The following is an 18,084-nucleotide window of genomic DNA, read 5'->3' on the forward strand; positions in this document are numbered from 1 at the left end:
AGTATTTGGAGAGCTTTATCTCGGGTGTGGTTTGTTTGGCTTGGAGTTCTGTCAGGAGTTTGTCGGTTGTTTCGTCTTGACTTATTCGTACCTCGGCAATGCCTGACTTCATTTCGTGGATGCGCTCTCCAAGTTTAGCAATTACTTGACAAAGTTCCTCTCTGAATCGACGATGAAACTCCAGTTGCTCCTCTAAAATCTTGGCGATTCCTGCGAGATTCTTTCTGTTCTCGACTTCGCCTTGCGACTCTGTTGGTTGTGGTAAATTGGAGATGCTCGCTTTGAGTTCTCTGTTTTGTTGCTTGATTTCCTCGAGTACTTCGAGGAGGACATTGATTTGGTCGTTCATAATCTTCTGCGTTTTAGTTTCTTATTTGCTTGATTTCTGAGTTTACGTTGGAATACGAGTTCGGCAACATCTACGGTAGGTGCTTTGCTGTCGAATAGGTCCTCTCCAAGGTCTTCTATAGCTTCGCCCAATTCTTCGATAAATCTTCCTCTTTAGGTAGGGCTGGCAGAGAAAGAGCTTGCTTTGCATTTTGGTCTACGAGGGGCGGAGGTACTACCTGTACCGATCCCCCGAAGTACGTAAGGTGGCCACATCCTGGATCGAGTACACGGCGACCTTCCACGAGATCGCAATGAGCTTGGATGATATCCTCATCAAGGATGAGTCCAAGCCGGCAAGGACTAAGTTCGTCTTCACCGGCAAGCCTGCCGACTTCATCCGCCTGATCGTCCGCAACATGGGCGACGCCTGGTCGGTGGGCGAGACCATCGACAAGGAGGATCAGACGATAGCGTTCTCGGGGCAGTCGTGTCTCAATGCCCTCGGAGTGATCGCACAGACCTTCGAGACCGAGTGGGAGGTCGAGGGGCGTCGGATCCATCTGCGTAAGGTGGAGCATGACAAGACTGACCCCCTGCCTCTGTCTTACGGCAAGGGGAACGGTTTCGTCTCGGGGGTCTCCCGGATCGGATCGAACGACAAGCAGGGCGGCCGTCTCTGTGTCGAGGGTGGCGAGCGCAACATCGATCCTGCCAAGTACAAGGCGCGTGCCCTCATGCTTCCCAAGGCCGCACGCCTGGAGTATCAAGGGCATACCTACCGTACCGATGCCGACGGTACGTATGTCTATCGCTGGGGGAGCAATGTCATCACTCAAGCTGCCGTAGCCCTCACGCAGATCTACCCCAAGAGAGTCGGCACACTCACCAGCATCACCATCGTTGACGAGGCAAAACACTTCTACGATGTGATCGACACGGCCATCCCTGCCGACCTTAATTATAGTCAGTATCGCATCCCCGGGCAGAAGGCCGTCATCAAGTTTGAGTCGGGGATGCTTGCTGGGCGAGAGTTCGAGATCAAGCAGACCGACAAGGCTCTTACGGGCTACCACCACGATGATCGTCGATTTGAGGTCGTCCCTCAAGAGATAGACGATATGATCATGCCCGGTGGAGTCTTCGTCCCCAAGGTCGGGGACAAGTACGCCATCTTCAATATCGACCTGCCCGAGGCCTACACTCGGGCAGCAGCCGATGAACTGTTTCGGGAGGCAGTCAAGCAGCTTGCCGACCGAGCCGATGTATGAGTTCGGGGGCAGGCTCGATGCCGTATGGTCGACCCGCAGGTGGCCGGAGATCGGCGGCAAGATCAAGCCTGGTGGTCATGTACTCTTCTCGGATACAGAGTTTCACACTGCTGGTACGGTCATCCGTATCGTCAGCGTGACACAGCACCTCAACAACCCAAAAGCACCCGAAATGACCCTCAGCCATACGACGGTCTCGGGATCGTTCGGATCGACCCTCTCCAAACTCGAGGCACAAGAGGTGCTTATCGATAAGGGCATCAAGGATATGTACAAGTACTCCGAGAGACAGTGGCAGCACGTCAAGGAGGCTCAGGATGCCCTTAAGGGGATGGCAGATCAACTCGGCTACGACAAGCCGATAACGCCCATCCTTGCGCAGATGATGCAACTCATCGTTGGGGATGAGCGTCTGCAGTTTCGCTTCGTCCGGAGTCGCAACGATCTCACGCCTGTCGTCCACGAGATCACTCACAAGGTCGAGGGGGCGCAGCTCATCGCCCCCGAAGGGACGATACAGCACATGACCATCGGCATCGATACGATCTCTTCTTCCCATACCGGGTACAAGGTATGGGATGTACCAAGGTACGAGAGTCCCGCTCTCAAGCCAAAGAAGACCTACTACCTCTACATCAAGGCTCCGATATCGGGGACATCGGCGACCTATCGCCTGGAGACTGCTCCCGTCGCCATGGATGCCGATGCCGGGTATTACAACCTCCTTGTCGGACTGTCGGTAGATGGGCTTGAGGGGCGCAGTTTTGCGCGCCTCCATGGCTTCACCGAGATACTTCCGGGGCGCATCACCACGCCCCGACTCGTCAGTCCCGACGGAAGGGATTATGTCGACTTTGAAGGTAAGCGTTACCACTTTGGCTGGGACGGTGGATACCTCGACATCAACAGCATGGGGGACGGTAAGACTCGCCTCAAGGGCGCACTCATCACCGTTGGGGACAAGGATACAACCCTCGAGGACTATATCGACTCCATCAAACCCAAGGACGGCAACCCTTATACCGCCGTCATGTATATGACTGGATCTTATCGTAATAATAAGCTCCGAGGACTTTCGATCCGTGCGGAGCTTATAGACAAGACCGGGTATGCCCGGTATGGGGCGGACAAGTTGTGGAGGTATCGTTTCCGATCAGGCTCCGAGATATCTGAGTTCAGCTCTTGGGAGCCCGGATATACATTTTCCTTGTCCGACCGAAGTGATGCCAGGGAGTACCTCGACATCGAGGTCAAGATCATGTTGGACGGATACACCTCTATCGCTACCTCGACATTACCCAACATCAAGGACGGCAAGGACGGTAAGAGCGGTATACAAGTTTTACAGACCTCTTCGGTAGTATAAAGTTCTGAAATAGTTACAGCGTCTCGTGGTTGACGTTTTTCATAAGGTCTCGCTTCAAGCATCGTTTCAATATCAGCTCTACGAACAATAGATCTTTGATTACTCATACTAAACGCTTTCAATCGCCCAGAGTAGATATACTGATTGTTTGACGAGATACCCCTAATAGTTTGCTGACTTCCGAAACAGTGAGATAAGGTTTATCCACAAGATCTTTAACCTTTTTCTCTTGCTCAGAAAGCTCTGTCCTGCGTACTCGCTCCTCTCGTTTTTGAGTCTTGTATGCTCTGCTATTGCATCGATGTGAGCAATATCTGGTGGTTGTCTTCAAAGCGACAAACTCCTTTTGGCAATGCTCACAAACTTTTTTATTGGAATTTTACTTGCCATCATTTCGCCATTCATTTGTTAGTTCCTGTCAATTGGTGTCTCATCATGTCCAGATTTTAAAGTTTCTCTCGATATACGTGAGGCTCTAAACTGACAGTCGCAAGATGCGGTACAAATAAGGTACAAGAATGAGCGAAAGAATGGCTCCGAATGATCCCTAACGAACAGAAAGGGCAAAAAGAAAGGCGCTCATAATGAACGCCTTTTTGATATTTGGTGATATATGATTATCGGTTGTAATCAGAAATTACTTGCCGATGCAGAAGTTTTTGAAGATGGAGTGGAGGATGTCATCTGATGAGACGTTCCCGACTACTTCTCCAAGTAGGTTTATGGCAGCTCTGAGGTCTTGAGACAAGAGGTCTCCCGGGATGTTTAGGGATAGTCCGTTGAGAACCGTTTGAAGGTGTCCGGAGGCTTCCTGTATCACTGTTACGTGTCGGAGATTTGAGACAATGATATCGTTTTCTCCGACATTGAGGTCCTCAAAATGCTGAAGTATCTGCTGTTTGACTTTTGCGATGTCTTGCTGATCTTTAGCACTCATAGGAATGACATTGGATATTCCTAATTGTTTGAGTGCTTGCGTCATTTCTTCTATGCGTAGGGGATCTACTATATCCTTTTTGTTGATCAGTGCACAGATGTTATCTTTTGTCGCATGTTTGATGATATCGTCAAGGAGACTATTTAGGTCAAGTCCATTGTCCGAAGCATCTATCATCCAAAGGGTTAGGGATGCTTGATTGATCTTCTCAAAGGATTTATTTATCCCAATGCTCTCTATGGGGTCATCTGTATGTCTGATACCGGCAGTATCGATAAATCTGAACTCTCTCCCTCCGAGGATGACAGTATCTTCGATGGCGTCCCGAGTCGTGCCGTGTATATCTGAGACGATAGCTCTATCCTCTTCCAAAAGTGCGTTCAATAGGGTTGATTTTCCTGCATTTGTAGCTCCTGCGATAGCTATGGGTATGCCGTTTTTGATTACTCTACCTTTTTCGAAGCTGCCGCTGAGCTCTTTTAACTCTTCCAAAATAGATGTACAAGAATCTGTCAACGCTTTTCTATCAGCAAACTCGACATCCTCTTCACTGAAATCCAATTCGAGTTCGAGAAGAGAACAAAATCGGATAAGGGTCTCTCTAAGAGCCTCTATCTTACGACTAAAGTGCCCACGCATCTGATTCATCGACATCCTAAGAGCAGCCTTATTCGTACTTGCGATGACATCAGCCACGGCTTCAGCCTGACTGAGGTCCATTTTTCCATTGGCAAAAGCCCGTTTGGTAAATTCGCCTCCTTCTGCGGGTCTTGCTCCTGAGGAAACCAATAGCTTCATAACCTCACTCAGGATATAAGGAGAGCCATGACAGGAGATCTCGACCATGTCTTCTCCCGTGTATGACTTAGGATTGACATATGTCACTACGACTACGTCATCAATATGTTCTTCATTTGTGGGGTCTATGATCCAACCATAAGTTACATGTTGGGATAGGGGATCATACTCCTTTTTGACCAATGGCCTGAATACTTTCTTGAGAATTTCAAAAGCATGGGCTCCTGACATCTTTATCACACCAATGGCAGCCCTCCCCATGGGAGTCCCGAGTGCACAAATTGTTTCATTGATAGAATAGAGTGACATACGCCGTAAATATTATGAGTGAAAGAAAAAACAAAGCGAGGGTGCATTGTCTCCAGACTTATGCAACCCTCGCTCTATGTATCGGGTCTAAGACACCGATAACAATAACTTAAGTATTAACTTCACGTGGTGTGAAGCCAAACTCTTATTACTTCTTTGCTCTGTTACCGTAACGGTTCATGAACTTATCCACACGTCCTGCAGTGTCGACAAGTTTAGCCTTACCTGTGTAGAAAGGGTGTGAAGAGCTAGAGATTTCAACCTTGATGAGTGGATAAGTCTCACCATCAATTTCGATTGTTTCCTTAGTGTTTGCAGTCGAACGTGTGATGAAGATCTCTTCGTTAGACATGTCTTTGAAGACAACCTTGCGATAGTTTTCAGGATGGATGTCCTTTTTCATTGCTGTATATTATTTTGTTGTTTATATTTCTATAATTTCGTTGCGGTAACCGGATAAATTCTGTGCAAAGATAGGGATATTTTCTTAATTATCAGCATATCTACCTACTTCATTTTATATGATTTTGGTTTAGTAAAACGAGCCTAGGGTAATGATACCCACTGCATCATTAAGCGCCTGGAGATATTTGAGTCTTATCTGATATTGAAGTTTATTCTTTATTATGTTGATAGTTAAACATATACCGATCCATAATGAAGAGTTAGGCATTTGATGTAGAACAAAGTGTATCAAAATTGTGTCTCATTAGGCTTGTCAATGTTTCTTATGGTCATATTTATTTGGTGATGGTTAGGATTTCAAGCGTTCTTTTATTAGATAATATGAAGTTCATATGACTGATTTGATTTTGATTTCAGTCGTAGTGTCTTTGTTTAGTTTTTTTATAGGTGACATACACTGGGATATTCTGAACTCTCCTTGGGTGGAAAATCAGTGTAACATGACACTTTAAGGAGGCGTCTCAATTTTGGAAGGCATGCCTTATTTTCTCCCCCTTGCTCTTACGTCAGGAGAGACGATCCAATTAAGTGTCACATCGTCAATACATATTTCTGAAGCTGTCAAAATTCTCACACATTAATTCTCTTCTCATACAACCTAATTTAATGTGTAATATAAAGTTTTGTTTCGTAGCAATGTATTTTTACGTTTTGTATCGTCAGTCTTCTTGAGGCAAAAAAGTTTGATAAGTGTTGTCATCATAGTAAATGATAATTTTTTCCACCTTTCTGGTATTATTTGAGGGAGAGGGTGTTACCTGATGAGGGCAAGGTGTTGAGTTTACCAGAGCTGTGTGTCGAGTAGGGGGCGTGTTCTCGGTTTGTATTAGTTCTGCTTCCTTCAGATCCATGAATAGAGGGATGTTGGTGAGTTTTGCTTGTTCTTCTCTGTATCCTTCTTTGACTCTTGGGTAATCTCCGCTTAAGAGCCATTCATGTCGATAATGTGGAAAGGCTGATAATATTTTCTGAATAACCTTAGAACTTGGTTGATTCCTTCCTGTCAGTACATGATTCAATGTAGACTTATTTATCCTTGTCTTTTCTGCAAAAAGAATTTGGCTAATGCCCTCTTGCTCGATGATTTCTTTTATTCGTGCTGCTATTGGATCCATTATTTTTTGAGTGAAATAGTTGAATTCTATCTTTGTATACAGGTTATAAATATATACTTATGTAAGTATACACACAAACTTAGCAATTATATATGTAGATGACAATGATTGCCACATAAAAATATCTCTCTGCAACAGACTTAAGTACATCAGTTCCTATATAGAGTTTATATAATTGAATCAATTCAACTGGTAATCAGATATTTATTATTTTTTCGAGACTTTGCTTTAGGGATAACATGAATTGATATATTACCGACCTATTCACCGTTCGACACATTATATAGGAAACGACTTATATTAATATGATAATTAGTTGATTAGTCTCATCTTAATGCATTCTATTTAATGGCGAATAACATTTATTGATGTGTTGAAATGCACGAATTTTCATCGGGGTGGAGTATATCTCTATTGTAGATATATGTGGATATACCTTGTAGATACATTGATAATCTTTTTACAGAGATATATGTTTGGATACAGGGGGGGTGTCTCCCTATATATATTATTAACAAATAAAAGAGATCTAAGAGAGAAAACTATCGAACTTGTCGAGTAGAGAGAATAGATGTAACTTTGCAACGAAACTAAGTAACTTGATGATATGAAGACATCGAGAAAATTTGGGGGTATTTTGCTCACATCAGTTTTGATCTTAACCTCATGTGTATATTCTAACACGGATGAGGCGGTTAGTCATTTTAGATCGTGGGAAACTATAAAACAGATTGATACTTTGCGGATCGGGACCACAACGTCCCCTTCCGCTTTTTTTATCTATCGCGGCAAGGAAATGGGTGCAGAGTTCTTTAAAATCCGAGACTTTGTTGCTGATAAGGGTCTTCAGTTGGAGATAAAGCTTTCTCACTCTTTGGATACTCTGAAAAAATGGATACAGCAAGACTCCATAGATCTGTGTATTGCGCCTCTTGCCATGACAAAGGAGCATATGGAAGAATTTGCCTTTTGTGGCCCAATACGTACAAGCTCATTAGTTTTACTTCAGAGTAGGAGTGCAGAGAAAGTGCAGTCCGTACTCGATCTTGCCGACAAGCAGATTCATGTCGTGAGGAATAGTGTAGAAGATTTCAGAATCAAACAGTTGGATGACGAAATCGGTCCTAAGCAAGACTTTGCAATAAACTATGTAGACACTCTTTCTGTCCCGGATCTACTCACTCTCGTATGTCAGGATGGTATAAACTATACGGTCGCAGACGAAGATTTGGCCAGAATGTATGCTCAGCATTACAAAGGTATTGATATCAAGACAAAACTGAGTACTCCCATACGATACGGTTGGATAGCACATAAACATAATACATCTCTTGCGGATACTTTAGAGTTATACTTTTCGGATAAGAAGGATAGGAATCTAGAACAATCAATGAACTACCTGTTTTATTTTGGAGGAGCATTCCGTAATCCTATTAAGATCGAAATACCCGAGGGAAATATCTCTCCGTATGATGAGCTTTTTATTAATGAGAGTCACCGTCTTGGTTGGCACTGGACGGTTCTTGCAGCTATAGCTTTTCAGGAGTCGAACTTTCAAAGTAATATCGTTGGTTGGAGTAGTGCTACCGGGCTCATGGGGATTATGCCTGCCACCGGCAGGGCCTTTGGAGCGACAGTGGAAGAATTGAAAGATCCCGCCGTTTCTGTGCGCGTAGCTGTAGATTGCTTGTTGGCAATAGGCAAAAGCTATCAAGACATAGAGGATGAAAATGAGCGTATGAAGTTTACGCTTGCGTCTTATAATGCCGGCCCTGCTCACATTCAAGATGCTCGCCGTCTAGCAAAGAAGTATGGGGCATCCCCGGATATCTGGGATGATAATGTCAGAGAGTATGTGCTCTTGAAAAGTAACCCAAAATATTACAATGATCCGGTATGTAAGTATGGCTTTTTGAGAGGAAAAGAGACCGTAGCTTATGTAAGTAATATAATGGCTCGTAAAGATGTCTACAAAGCAATAACCACGAAATAAACGAACTAAAACATAGAACAGTAAGAGAACATGAAGGTCATTAACTTATCAGAACAAAATTCGTTGCTCAACAGATTTGTATCAGAACTAAGAAATGTAGAAATCCAAAATGACAGACTCCGATTCAGACGCAATGTTGAACGTATTGGGGAAGTTATGGCTTACGAGATAAGCAAAACACTGAATTACAAGGAGCATAAAATTCAAACACCCCTTGGAGTGGCTAATGAGTCTTTGGATGAGGATGATGTGGTCATTGCAACGATACTAAGGGCAGGTTTACCTTTTCATCATGGTTTTGGGAACTATTTTGATCGAGCAGGCAATGCTTTCGTTTCGGCTTATCGTAAGTATAAAGACAGGCTTAATTTTGACATTCATATCGAGTATATAGCATCTCCCTCTCTAGCAGAGACAACTCTGATTCTATCAGACCCAATGCTTGCCACAGGAGGATCAATGGAGCTAGCTTATAGAGCATTGCTCACCAAAGGCCAACCCAAAATACTTCACTTTTCGTCTATTATAGCTAGTCAGCCAGCTATAGATTATCTGAAGGAGAGACTCCCTGAGGATAGTACTCTTTGGGTCGCTGCAATAGATCCGGAGATAGATGATCACTCGTATATCATCCCCGGTCTTGGAGATGCTGGTGATCTTGCTTTTGGTGAAAAATTAGATTGATATTTTTGAGTATATGAGTTTCCCCTTAGAACTCCTCGCTCCCGCTAAAAATGCAGATTATGGCATTGAGGCAATCAAACACGGTGCAGATGCTGTATACATTGGTGCACCTGCTTTTGGCGCTCGCGTAAGTGCTGGAAACTCTATTGAGGATATTCAAAGATTAGTCACTTTTGCTCATCTCTTCGGTGCAAAAGTTTATATCGCTCTTAATACTATACTGAGGGATGATGAGCTGCAAGAGGCTCGATCCTTAATAACACAGCTATATGAGATTGGTGCAGATGCGATAATAATCCAAGACTTTGGATTACTTGAAGGTGATTTACCTCCCATTCCTCTCCATGCGAGTACCCAAATGGACAATATCACCGTTGAGCGCATCCAATTCCTTTTAGAGCAGGGGTTTGAGCAAGTTGTTGTGCCTCGAGAATTAAGCCCTAATCAGATACGAAAAATCCATAAACAAGTCCCAAACGTAAAGTTGGAGTGCTTTATTCATGGTGCACTGTGCGTATCTTATAGCGGACGATGTTACGCTGCAGCAGAATTTCATGGGCGTAGTGCTAATCGCGGGTCCTGCTCCCAAATATGTCGCCTGCCTTTTGATTTGATTGATGCAAAAGGAAATACTATTGTGAAGAATAAGCACCTCTTGTCTGTCAAAGATCTCAATAGGTCCGAGATCCTCTCTGAGCTCATAACCTCAGGGGTTAGTTCTTTCAAGATCGAGGGGCGTCTCAAAGACTTATCCTATGTTAAAACTGTCGTTGCTCATTATCACCAATTATTGAACGACTATATTTTGGAACATCCGGAGTATTCCAGGAGCTCATACGGAGATGTCGCTTTTAGTTTCGCACCGAATGTCGACAGGGTGTTCAATAGAGGATATACGATGTTTGCGCACAACGGACGTCGAGAAGATCAGTTGGCTGCCTTTGATTCTCCAAAGTCAATGGGAGAAAGAGTAGGGAAGATAGTAGGTATTCGGGGTAACATGGTAACTCTTCAAGTAGATGAAGGGAAGGCAATTGCAAACGGTGACGGACTAGCTTTTTATTTACCGGAGGGCGGAACATCCGGATTAAAGGTCAACGTTGCCAATGGTGATACTCTGACTGTCAATAAAACTCCTGATCGACTTCGAGTTGGGATGCCTTTGCATCGCAATCTGGATATTGTTTTTGATCGAGAAATGGAGAAAAATACAGCCATCAGGAAGCTACCTATAAGTTTTGAGTTAAATACTGCAGGCGATGAGTTATGTCTGACTGCTCTCTCACAAAATAATATACAAGCATCCGTATCTGAATTTATTCAGTTGGAAGACGCCCAGAATAGTGATACAAAAGCCTCTATAGTAAGTGTTTTAAGCAAATGTGGTAATACAGAGTATAAAGTAAGTGTCATTGATATAGAGAACATACTTCATCACAAATTTATCCCTAAAAGCCTCCTTACAAAAATGAGACAAAGAGTCCTTGAGAGACTGACAGAGGCCCTACTAGTAAAGGCTCTTCAAAGCCGTCCAAACCGTCCTAATCCATTGAAAAACAGTGTCTATCCAGAAGCTAATATAGGATATACAGCAAATATTTTTAACAATTCTGCTCTTTCTTTTTATGCTAAGCACGGTAGCCGTGTTGATGAACTTGCATATGAGTCCAAACGACAGGCTAATAAGCCTTTGATGTATACAAAACATTGCATTCGTTATAGCCTTGGCATGTGTCCTCACTTACAGGGCTTTAGCGGTAAGTTAAACGAACCATGGGGATTGCATTCCTTACAGAATAGGGTTTCTTTAAAGATCGTATTTGACTGTAAGCGTTGTGAAATGGTTTTGTATAAATATTGATTAATCAAATAAGGCCAAGAGAGAATAATGGAAGGAGAGTTTGATATTTTTATTGATCTCTCCTTAATTTTCTGCCGGGATATTGAATGTTTAATGAGCTTTCTATCAAAAGATGTACAACCCTTGAAAATGATGTGGCTAACTTGAACATTCAACGTGTCTACCTTGATCCATTAAGTTAGACGACTTTTTTGCTTCTTCTTACCATTGTTGATCGGCAGCGCTAATAATATCAGTCCCAACTGATTTATCAGAGCTTTTCTCTTCATGTGACCATAATAGTCGTTATGTTAAGTTGATAAAATAAGAAAAAGGAGAACGATAAAAAAACTGTCGCCTTCTATGCTGTGGTCTTTAATAAAATCGAATTGTTAATGCAAACTCTTTCCAGATTATAGAAAAACACTATACCTTTGTGCAAGAGTATTACTCACTTGCTCAAAAAGTTTATCAATACAAAACGTTGTAAAAGAATGAAGAATAGAGTTACAGAACTTTTCAAAATAGAATATCCCATTATTTCAGGCGGGATGGTTTGGTGTAGCGGACATGAATTGGCATCTGCGGTATCAGAGGCCGGAGGTCTTGGCCTTATTGGTGCCGGATCTATGTATCCGGCCATACTTAGAGGACATATTCGAAAAACGAAAGCTGCGATATCTAAACCTTTTGGCGTAAATATCCCCCTCATGTATCCCAATGTTGATGAGATAATGAAGATCATAATTGAAGAACATGTCCCTATTGTTTTTACCTCTGCGGGCAATCCTAAAACTTGGACTAAAATACTTCAATCTGAGGGTATTACGGTGGCTCATGTTGTCAGCAGCAGTAAGTTTGCGCTTAAAAGTCAAGATGCAGGAGTAGATGCGGTTGTTGCTGAAGGCTTTGAGGCCGGAGGACATAATGGACGTGAAGAAACAACTACAATGTGCCTTATCCCTTCTGTTGTAGATGCTGTGGAGATTCCGGTTATTGCTGCAGGGGGGATATCTTCCGGACGTTCGATGATGGCGGCGTTCAGCCTTGGCGCAGAGGGTGTACAGGTTGGTACTGCTTTCGCTCTCAGTGAGGAAAGCTCTGCTCATCCAAACTTTAAAGCAGCATGTCTCTCTCTTACAGAAGGAGATACTAAGTTAGTATTGAAGAAAGTCTCCCCTACTCGATTACTCAAAAGTGATTTTCTTACTGCTGTCGAAGAGGCTGAAAGCAGAGGGGCTTCGGCTGAAGAGCTGAAAGAATTACTCGGACGTGGCCGTAGCAAAAAAGGGATATTCGAGGGCGATTTAGTCAATGGCGAACTCGAAATAGGACAGATCAGTGCCGCTATCAATGAGATATTACCCGCTGCCAAGGTTCTCGAGAATATGGTTAGTGAATTTTACGAAGTCCAAAACAGACTCCAAGTTTACAAGAAGTGACATAATTGTCATAGTTGGAAAAAGTAGATAGTAATATATTTATTGTGATATATTACCATCTACTTTAACCAATTGGTTATCATCTGTCTACCCTGTTTTGTTATAATCGATTCGGGATGAAATTGCACCCCTCTTATATTGTACTCAGAGTGCGATAGTGCTGCGATATTGCCATCTTCATCATAAGCATCTACAGTAAGTCCTTTGGGTAATGACTCCTCCGAAACAACCCAAGAGTGATACCTTGCAACTTCTATTGGTTGAATAAGCCCCTTAAATAATTTTGCGTTTGTATTGACGTCTTGTAGAGTACTCTTATGTCCATGCTTTGGAGAAGGTAAGCATAGCAATTGTCCACCAAAGGCCAATGCAATCGCCTGCATACCCAGACATACCCCCATTATTGAGTGTGTCGTAAAGCATTTCTGTATTGTTGGGATCAATTGTGTAAATTCTTCCGGATGTCCCGGCCCGGGAGACAGTAAGATGTACTCATGTGTTGATATTAATTCCGCAAAGCGATCTGCGAGTGCTTCTGTATCTACGAATGTGTAAGTGCAGTCGGGAGTTTCCCGAATTATCTGCACAAGGTTGTGGACAAATGAGTCGTGATGATTGATTATAAGTATTCGTTTCATTGCTATTTGGGGGACAGATACTGTTGATTGCATCCAAATGTACGGCTTATTTTGCAATCATCACGTTATATTGTATCAGACGGATGTGTTTTTAAGATATCTATCGCTTCAAATAACTACCTTTGACACAAAATATTCAACTATAAATAAGCATGTGCAGAGTTCGTGAAAAAAGTTATCAAGAGGTGATAACGCAACTAAATGAGTACGGGGAAAAGAAAAAAACTTGTCTTTTCATCATTGACTTTGAACAAAACAAGGGATATATAGTCGAAGAGCCACTGAAACAAAAAGATATACTATTCTCTATCAATAAAATAACAAACTCCCATCAACCTCAAAAATTAGACTTGTCTCTCAAGTCTTATCCTATCCCTTACAAGACATACAGACACAAGTTTGACATAGTCTGCGATGGACTCAAACGAGGCGACACTTTCTTATGTAATCTTACTGTATCGACACCTGTAGAAACAGAGGCGTCTCTGGAGGAAATCTACCATGCTACAGAGGCCCGTTATAAAGTCTGTATTCCGGATCGTTTCGTTTGTTTTTCTCCAGAGATATTCATCACGATAGATGCACAAGGACAAGTAGCATCACATCCCATGAAGGGTACCATAGATGCATCTATTCCGAATGCGGAGGAAATAATACTAAATGATTACAAAGAAACTGCAGAACACAATACTATAGTTGATTTGATTCGCAACGATCTCAATATAGTCTCTGAATTTGTCGATGTCGAAAGATTCAGATATATAGACAAAATCCAACTACCTAATGGTAGAGGACTGCTTCAAGTCAGTTCAAAAGTGATAGGGATGATGCCTAAAGATTATCATTCCAGTCTTGGAACTGTAATAGATCAACTACTTCCTGCAGGTTCTATATCCGGAGCTCCTAAAGATGCTACAATCCGCATTATTAAAAGTGCAGAGGACGAACCTCGTGGATATTATACAGGGATAGTCGGCTATTATGATGGGAAGACATTGGATACCGGAGTACTTATCCGTTTTATAGAAAAGAGAGGTAAGCAAATGTATTTTCGAAGCGGAGGAGGAATTACGATCAATAGTGACCCTAAGGAGGAATATAATGAGGTTATCCAAAAGGTTTATATCCCCCTACTCTGACACGTCATGCAACATATCTCCCATTCATCCCTTATTGAGACTCTGGAGATCACTTTTGGTGAAACTCAACGAATAGATCTACATATCAGTCGTATGCAGAGAAGTGGAGAATCTTTGGGATTTCGCTCTCCGAATATGGATGAAGTAGTAAGGCAAATAAAACTCTCCCTCTCCGATTATAATCTGAAAGAGCATCCTTCGGTGAAGTGTACCATCACTTATCATACAACGGTAGAGAATGTAAAACTGACACCTTACACCGCCAGAACAATAAAGTCTTTGAAGATATTTGACTGTACAGACAACCTCGACTATCGATACAAATGGGCTGATCGCAATTGTTTTCTCCCCTACTCCACGCTTTGTCATAATGATCAAGAACCATTGTTTTTCAAAAATGGGCTTCTTACAGATACGACATATACAAATATTGTGGTTGAAATCAAGGGGAGAGGCTTATTGACCCCTGCAGCTCCCCTCCTTCAAGGTACCCGAAGACAACTGTACATAAATCAGGGAATTATAAAGCCTGCTGACCTATCCATAGATGATTGTTTATCAGCGGAAAATATACACTTAATCAATTCTATGCTACCTCTCGGTACAGTAGTCTTGTCCCCCCTTTCTATATCATAAGTCAGGTATATTCTCACAAGAGTCAAGATAATATTCGATTATATCGGGTCTTGCCTTTACCGTGACTGTACTTTCAGTAGGCTTCAAAAAAGTTGTCTAACTTGACTCATTAAGTTAGACTGATTGATTCGTCAAGGTAGCCATATCGATTTTGAGAAATGTATATTTGCTCGGAGATTCACAACAAACAGCCTTGTAAAGTGACGTCAATAAATCTGATTTGTATCTGTTAAGTACTTTTATAAACTTCTAAGTCATATGGGCTTTCAAAGATCAAGAAAAGTTCATGTATTTACCCCCATATCCACAGATTATCACTACTTTTGTACATTAGTCAAATCATTAAAATATTAGAGTCCGATGTAGGGGGATTTCGTCTGTAACTGTAGAGAACGATAGTGCCCCACCTGAGTCCTTAAAATAAAGTGATAAATGAGTAACATCAAGATAAAACGAGCTTTGGTTTCTGTCTTTGAAAAAGACGGCTTAGATGAAGTCATCAAATGTTTGCACAGGCATGACGTAGAGCTTGTTTCGACCGGAGGTACCCAAGCCTTTATCAACAAAATGGGAATAGATTGTACTGCTGTGGAAGACTTGACGAGCTATCCATCCATTTTGGGAGGTCGAGTCAAGACACTTCATCCTTCTATTTTTGGAGGGATTCTCACACGACGAGACAACCCGGATGACAAGAATCAGTGTGAGATGTACGATATTCTTCCGATTGATTTGGTCATTGTAGACTTGTATCCTTTTGTGAATACTGTTAAAGGCGGAGGAACTCAAGAGGAAATTATCGAAAAGATAGATATAGGTGGAGTGTCCCTTATCAGAGCCGCGGCAAAAAATCATAAAGATGTAGTCATTATTTCTTCAAAAGATGGGTATCCTGAATTAGTGAAGCTTCTTGATGCTCAGAATGGGGAAACGACATTGGCACAGCGTTTGTCATTTGCTCAAACAGCTTTTGCTGTTACTTCACAATACGACACAGCCATATTCAATTACTTTTCCGGAAAATCGCTCGAAGGGAGAGCTTCTGGCTTGATCCTCTCTTTTGAAAAGTCTGAAAGTCTCAGATATGGGGAGAATCCTCATCAGAAGGGAGAATTCTTTGGAGATATTCGAGCACGCTTTGACTTTATTCAGGGTAAGCAGCTGTCTTACAATAATCTTCTTGATGTCGATACGGCAGTTCATCTCGTAGAAGAATTTGAGAGTCCAACTTGTGCCATTTTGAAACATAACACACCTTGTGGTCTTGCGAGCAAGGATTCAGCACTTGAAGCCTACAAAACGGCATTGGCATGTGATCCCATTTCAGCATTTGGAGGCATTATTGTCATCAATAGAGAAGTTGATGGTGCTGTCGCTGAAGAGATAGACAAACTCTTTTTTGAGGTACTCATAGCACCCGGCTACACGCAAGACGCTCTTGATATATTTGGTAAAAAAGAGAAACGCATCATCCTTCTGGATAAATTGGGTTCAGATCACTCTACTCACACATATAGGACAATATTAGGAGGCCTTTTAGCTCAGGAGAGAGACACTCGCATCGAGACAAAAGCAGATCTCAAAGTTGTGACAAACAATGCTCCCACTACTACCGAAATAGAGGATATGCTTTTTGCTATGAAGGTCGTAAAGTATTGCAAATCCAATGCTATAGTAATTGCCAAGGATGGCAGGATGCTTGGTGCCGGATACGGTCAGACATCGAGAGTAGATGCCCTGCGACAGGCCATTGAGAAAGCCAAAGTAATGGGTTTTGATCTGCAAGGAGCTGTTTTGGCATCAGATGCTTTTTTCCCTTTTGCTGATTGTGTGGAAATTGCAGATAAAGCCGGTATAAAAGCCTTTATACAACCCGGAGGTTCAATCAAGGATCAACTCTCAATTGACTATTGTAATGAACATGACTTGGCAATGTGTTTTACGGGCATAAGACATTTCAGACACTAAAGGCTCAACTAAAGAAGATCAATAACATACAAGAATATAAGAACGATATATAATAAGCTAAGATGGGATTCTTTTCACTTACACAGAAATTAGCAATCGACTTAGGTACCGCGAATACGGTCATCATACAAGATGGCAAGATCATAATAGATCAGCCCTCATATGTAACAATGAACCGCAAGACCGAAAAGGTTGAATGGGTGGGTTATGAAGCATACAGGAGATTTGAAAAGGAAAACAATGACCTCCAGACGATCAGACCACTGAGAGATGGGGTCGTTGCGGATCTTGTAGCTTCGGAACACATGATACGTGGACTTATAAAAATGGCAAATCCAAAGAAGAGGATATTACCTGTCTCTTTGAAAGTTGTCGTATGCGTCCCTTCTGGAAGTACTGATGTTGAAATACGCGCAGTACGAGACTCAGCAGAGAAAGCCGGAGCCAATGAAGTATTCTTAATACATGAGCCTATGGCTGCAGCATTGGGGATTGGACTTGATGTCATGGAGCCTACAGGAAACATGATCGTAGATATAGGTGGAGGGACTACAGAGATCGCGGTGATCAGCTTGGGTGGCATAGTATCCAACAAGTCCATCAAAGTTGCGGGTGATGAGTTCACTGCCGATATTGTCGATCACATGAAGACCAAGCACAGCGTTCGTATAGGTGAACGTACAGCCGAAGAAATCAAAAAGAATGTGGGATCTGCCTTGGCTCAACTCGATGAAGAGCCTCAAGATTATGAAGTGATTGGTCAAGACTTGGTAAGTATCTTACCTAAGGCTGTGTCTGTAAACTATAAGGAGATTGCAGAGTGCCTCGATAAGTCCATCACAAAAATTGAAACTGCCGTAGGGAATGCCCTTGATAATACAATCCCAGAATTGTATGCGGATATTGTAAAGAATGGGATTTACCTTGCCGGAGGTGGTGCTCAACTCAAAGGCTTGGCAAAACGTTTGAGCGATAAATTTAAGATTGACTTTATCGTAGCAGAAGACCCACTACACGTGGTTGCTAAAGGAACCCACATCGCACTCCAAAACACAAGTAAGTATACCTTACTCTTCAAATAATAAAACAATAGGGTCCATCTAAAGCCGTGTTGTATCAATACCAAGGAGGGATAAAATATTAGCCTTCTTGGTAT

Annotated in this window: 14 protein-coding genes and 1 pseudogene; 10 read left to right on the forward strand and 5 right to left on the reverse strand. The window is 42.4% G+C overall.

All coding sequences use genetic code 11. The features are described 5' to 3' along the window. Positions 1-349 (reverse strand): annotated as a pseudogene (locus Q4A14_RS04140) (hypothetical protein); the annotation flags it as partial. Between the two features lie 178 nt (positions 350-527). Here Q4A14_RS04140 and Q4A14_RS04145 point away from each other — a divergent pair. Continuing rightward, entirely contained in the window at positions 528-1,598 is a 1,071-nt protein-coding gene (locus Q4A14_RS04145) for a hypothetical protein (RefSeq protein ID WP_303170150.1), read from the forward strand. After that, entirely contained in the window at positions 1,546-2,964 is a 1,419-nt protein-coding gene (locus tag Q4A14_RS04150) for a hypothetical protein (protein ID WP_303170152.1), read from the forward strand. Before Q4A14_RS04145 ends, Q4A14_RS04150 begins: the two co-directional genes overlap by 53 nt. Before the next feature lie 637 nt (positions 2,965-3,601). On the opposite strand, the gene mnmE is transcribed toward Q4A14_RS04150, so the two are convergent. From mnmE to Q4A14_RS04165, 3 genes are all read right to left on the reverse strand, one after another. Continuing rightward, entirely contained in the window at positions 3,602-5,008 is a 1,407-nt protein-coding gene (gene mnmE / locus Q4A14_RS04155) for a tRNA uridine-5-carboxymethylaminomethyl(34) synthesis GTPase MnmE (protein WP_303170153.1), read from the reverse strand. Positions 5,009-5,156: 148 nt separating this feature from the next. Continuing rightward, positions 5,157-5,411 carry a type B 50S ribosomal protein L31 gene (locus Q4A14_RS04160; protein WP_303170154.1) on the reverse strand — a complete coding sequence of 85 codons (255 nt, stop codon included), beginning with the start codon at positions 5,409-5,411 and terminating at the stop codon, positions 5,157-5,159. Positions 5,412-6,132: 721 nt separating this feature from the next. After that, positions 6,133-6,588 (reverse strand): helix-turn-helix domain-containing protein, encoded by a 456-nt coding sequence (locus tag Q4A14_RS04165; RefSeq protein WP_303170155.1) that lies wholly within the window; start codon positions 6,586-6,588, stop codon positions 6,133-6,135. A gap of 607 nt (positions 6,589-7,195) precedes the next feature. On the opposite strand from Q4A14_RS04165, the gene Q4A14_RS04170 reads away from it, so the two are divergent. From Q4A14_RS04170 to Q4A14_RS04185, 4 genes are all read left to right on the forward strand, one after another. Beyond that, positions 7,196-8,581, forward strand: coding sequence for a transglycosylase SLT domain-containing protein (locus Q4A14_RS04170; protein WP_303170156.1), 1,386 nt, complete (start codon positions 7,196-7,198; stop codon positions 8,579-8,581). A gap of 30 nt (positions 8,582-8,611) precedes the next feature. Beyond that, entirely contained in the window at positions 8,612-9,265 is a 654-nt protein-coding gene (upp, locus tag Q4A14_RS04175) for a uracil phosphoribosyltransferase (RefSeq protein WP_303170157.1), read from the forward strand. A 13-nt stretch (positions 9,266-9,278) separates the two neighbouring features. After that, entirely contained in the window at positions 9,279-11,126 is a 1,848-nt protein-coding gene (locus Q4A14_RS04180; RefSeq protein ID WP_303170159.1) for a U32 family peptidase, read from the forward strand. Between the two features lie 473 nt (positions 11,127-11,599). Further along, a complete protein-coding gene (locus Q4A14_RS04185; protein WP_303170160.1) occupies positions 11,600-12,547 on the forward strand; it encodes a nitronate monooxygenase family protein in 948 nt (315 codons plus the stop codon). Between the two features lie 59 nt (positions 12,548-12,606). On the opposite strand, the gene Q4A14_RS04190 is transcribed toward Q4A14_RS04185, so the two are convergent. Then, positions 12,607-13,185, reverse strand: a complete 579-nt coding sequence (locus Q4A14_RS04190) for an aminodeoxychorismate/anthranilate synthase component II (RefSeq protein WP_303170161.1) — start codon at positions 13,183-13,185, stop codon at positions 12,607-12,609. A gap of 152 nt (positions 13,186-13,337) precedes the next feature. On the opposite strand from Q4A14_RS04190, the gene Q4A14_RS04195 reads away from it, so the two are divergent. The 4 genes from Q4A14_RS04195 to Q4A14_RS04210 all read left to right on the forward strand — a co-directional run bounded on the left by Q4A14_RS04195 (position 13,338) and on the right by Q4A14_RS04210 (position 18,010). Then, a complete protein-coding gene (locus Q4A14_RS04195) occupies positions 13,338-14,324 on the forward strand; it encodes an aminodeoxychorismate synthase component I (RefSeq protein WP_303170162.1) in 987 nt (328 codons plus the stop codon). 6 nt (positions 14,325-14,330) lie between these two features. Continuing rightward, positions 14,331-14,960: a hypothetical protein gene (locus tag Q4A14_RS04200; protein ID WP_303170164.1), complete on the forward strand. Its 630-nt coding sequence runs from the start codon at positions 14,331-14,333 to the stop codon at positions 14,958-14,960. Between the two features lie 432 nt (positions 14,961-15,392). Then, complete coding sequence (gene purH, locus Q4A14_RS04205; protein WP_303170165.1) at positions 15,393-16,928, forward strand: bifunctional phosphoribosylaminoimidazolecarboxamide formyltransferase/IMP cyclohydrolase; 1,536 nt, start codon at positions 15,393-15,395, stop codon at positions 16,926-16,928. Between the two features lie 62 nt (positions 16,929-16,990). Continuing rightward, on the forward strand, positions 16,991-18,010 hold the full coding sequence (locus tag Q4A14_RS04210) for a rod shape-determining protein (RefSeq protein WP_303170166.1): 1,020 nt from the start codon (positions 16,991-16,993) through the stop codon (positions 18,008-18,010). Positions 18,011-18,084: the final 74 nt, after the last annotated feature.

It is taken from the genome of Porphyromonas sp. (genome assembly GCF_030529325.1).
Classification (GTDB): Bacteria; Bacteroidota; Bacteroidia; order Bacteroidales; family Porphyromonadaceae; genus Porphyromonas_A.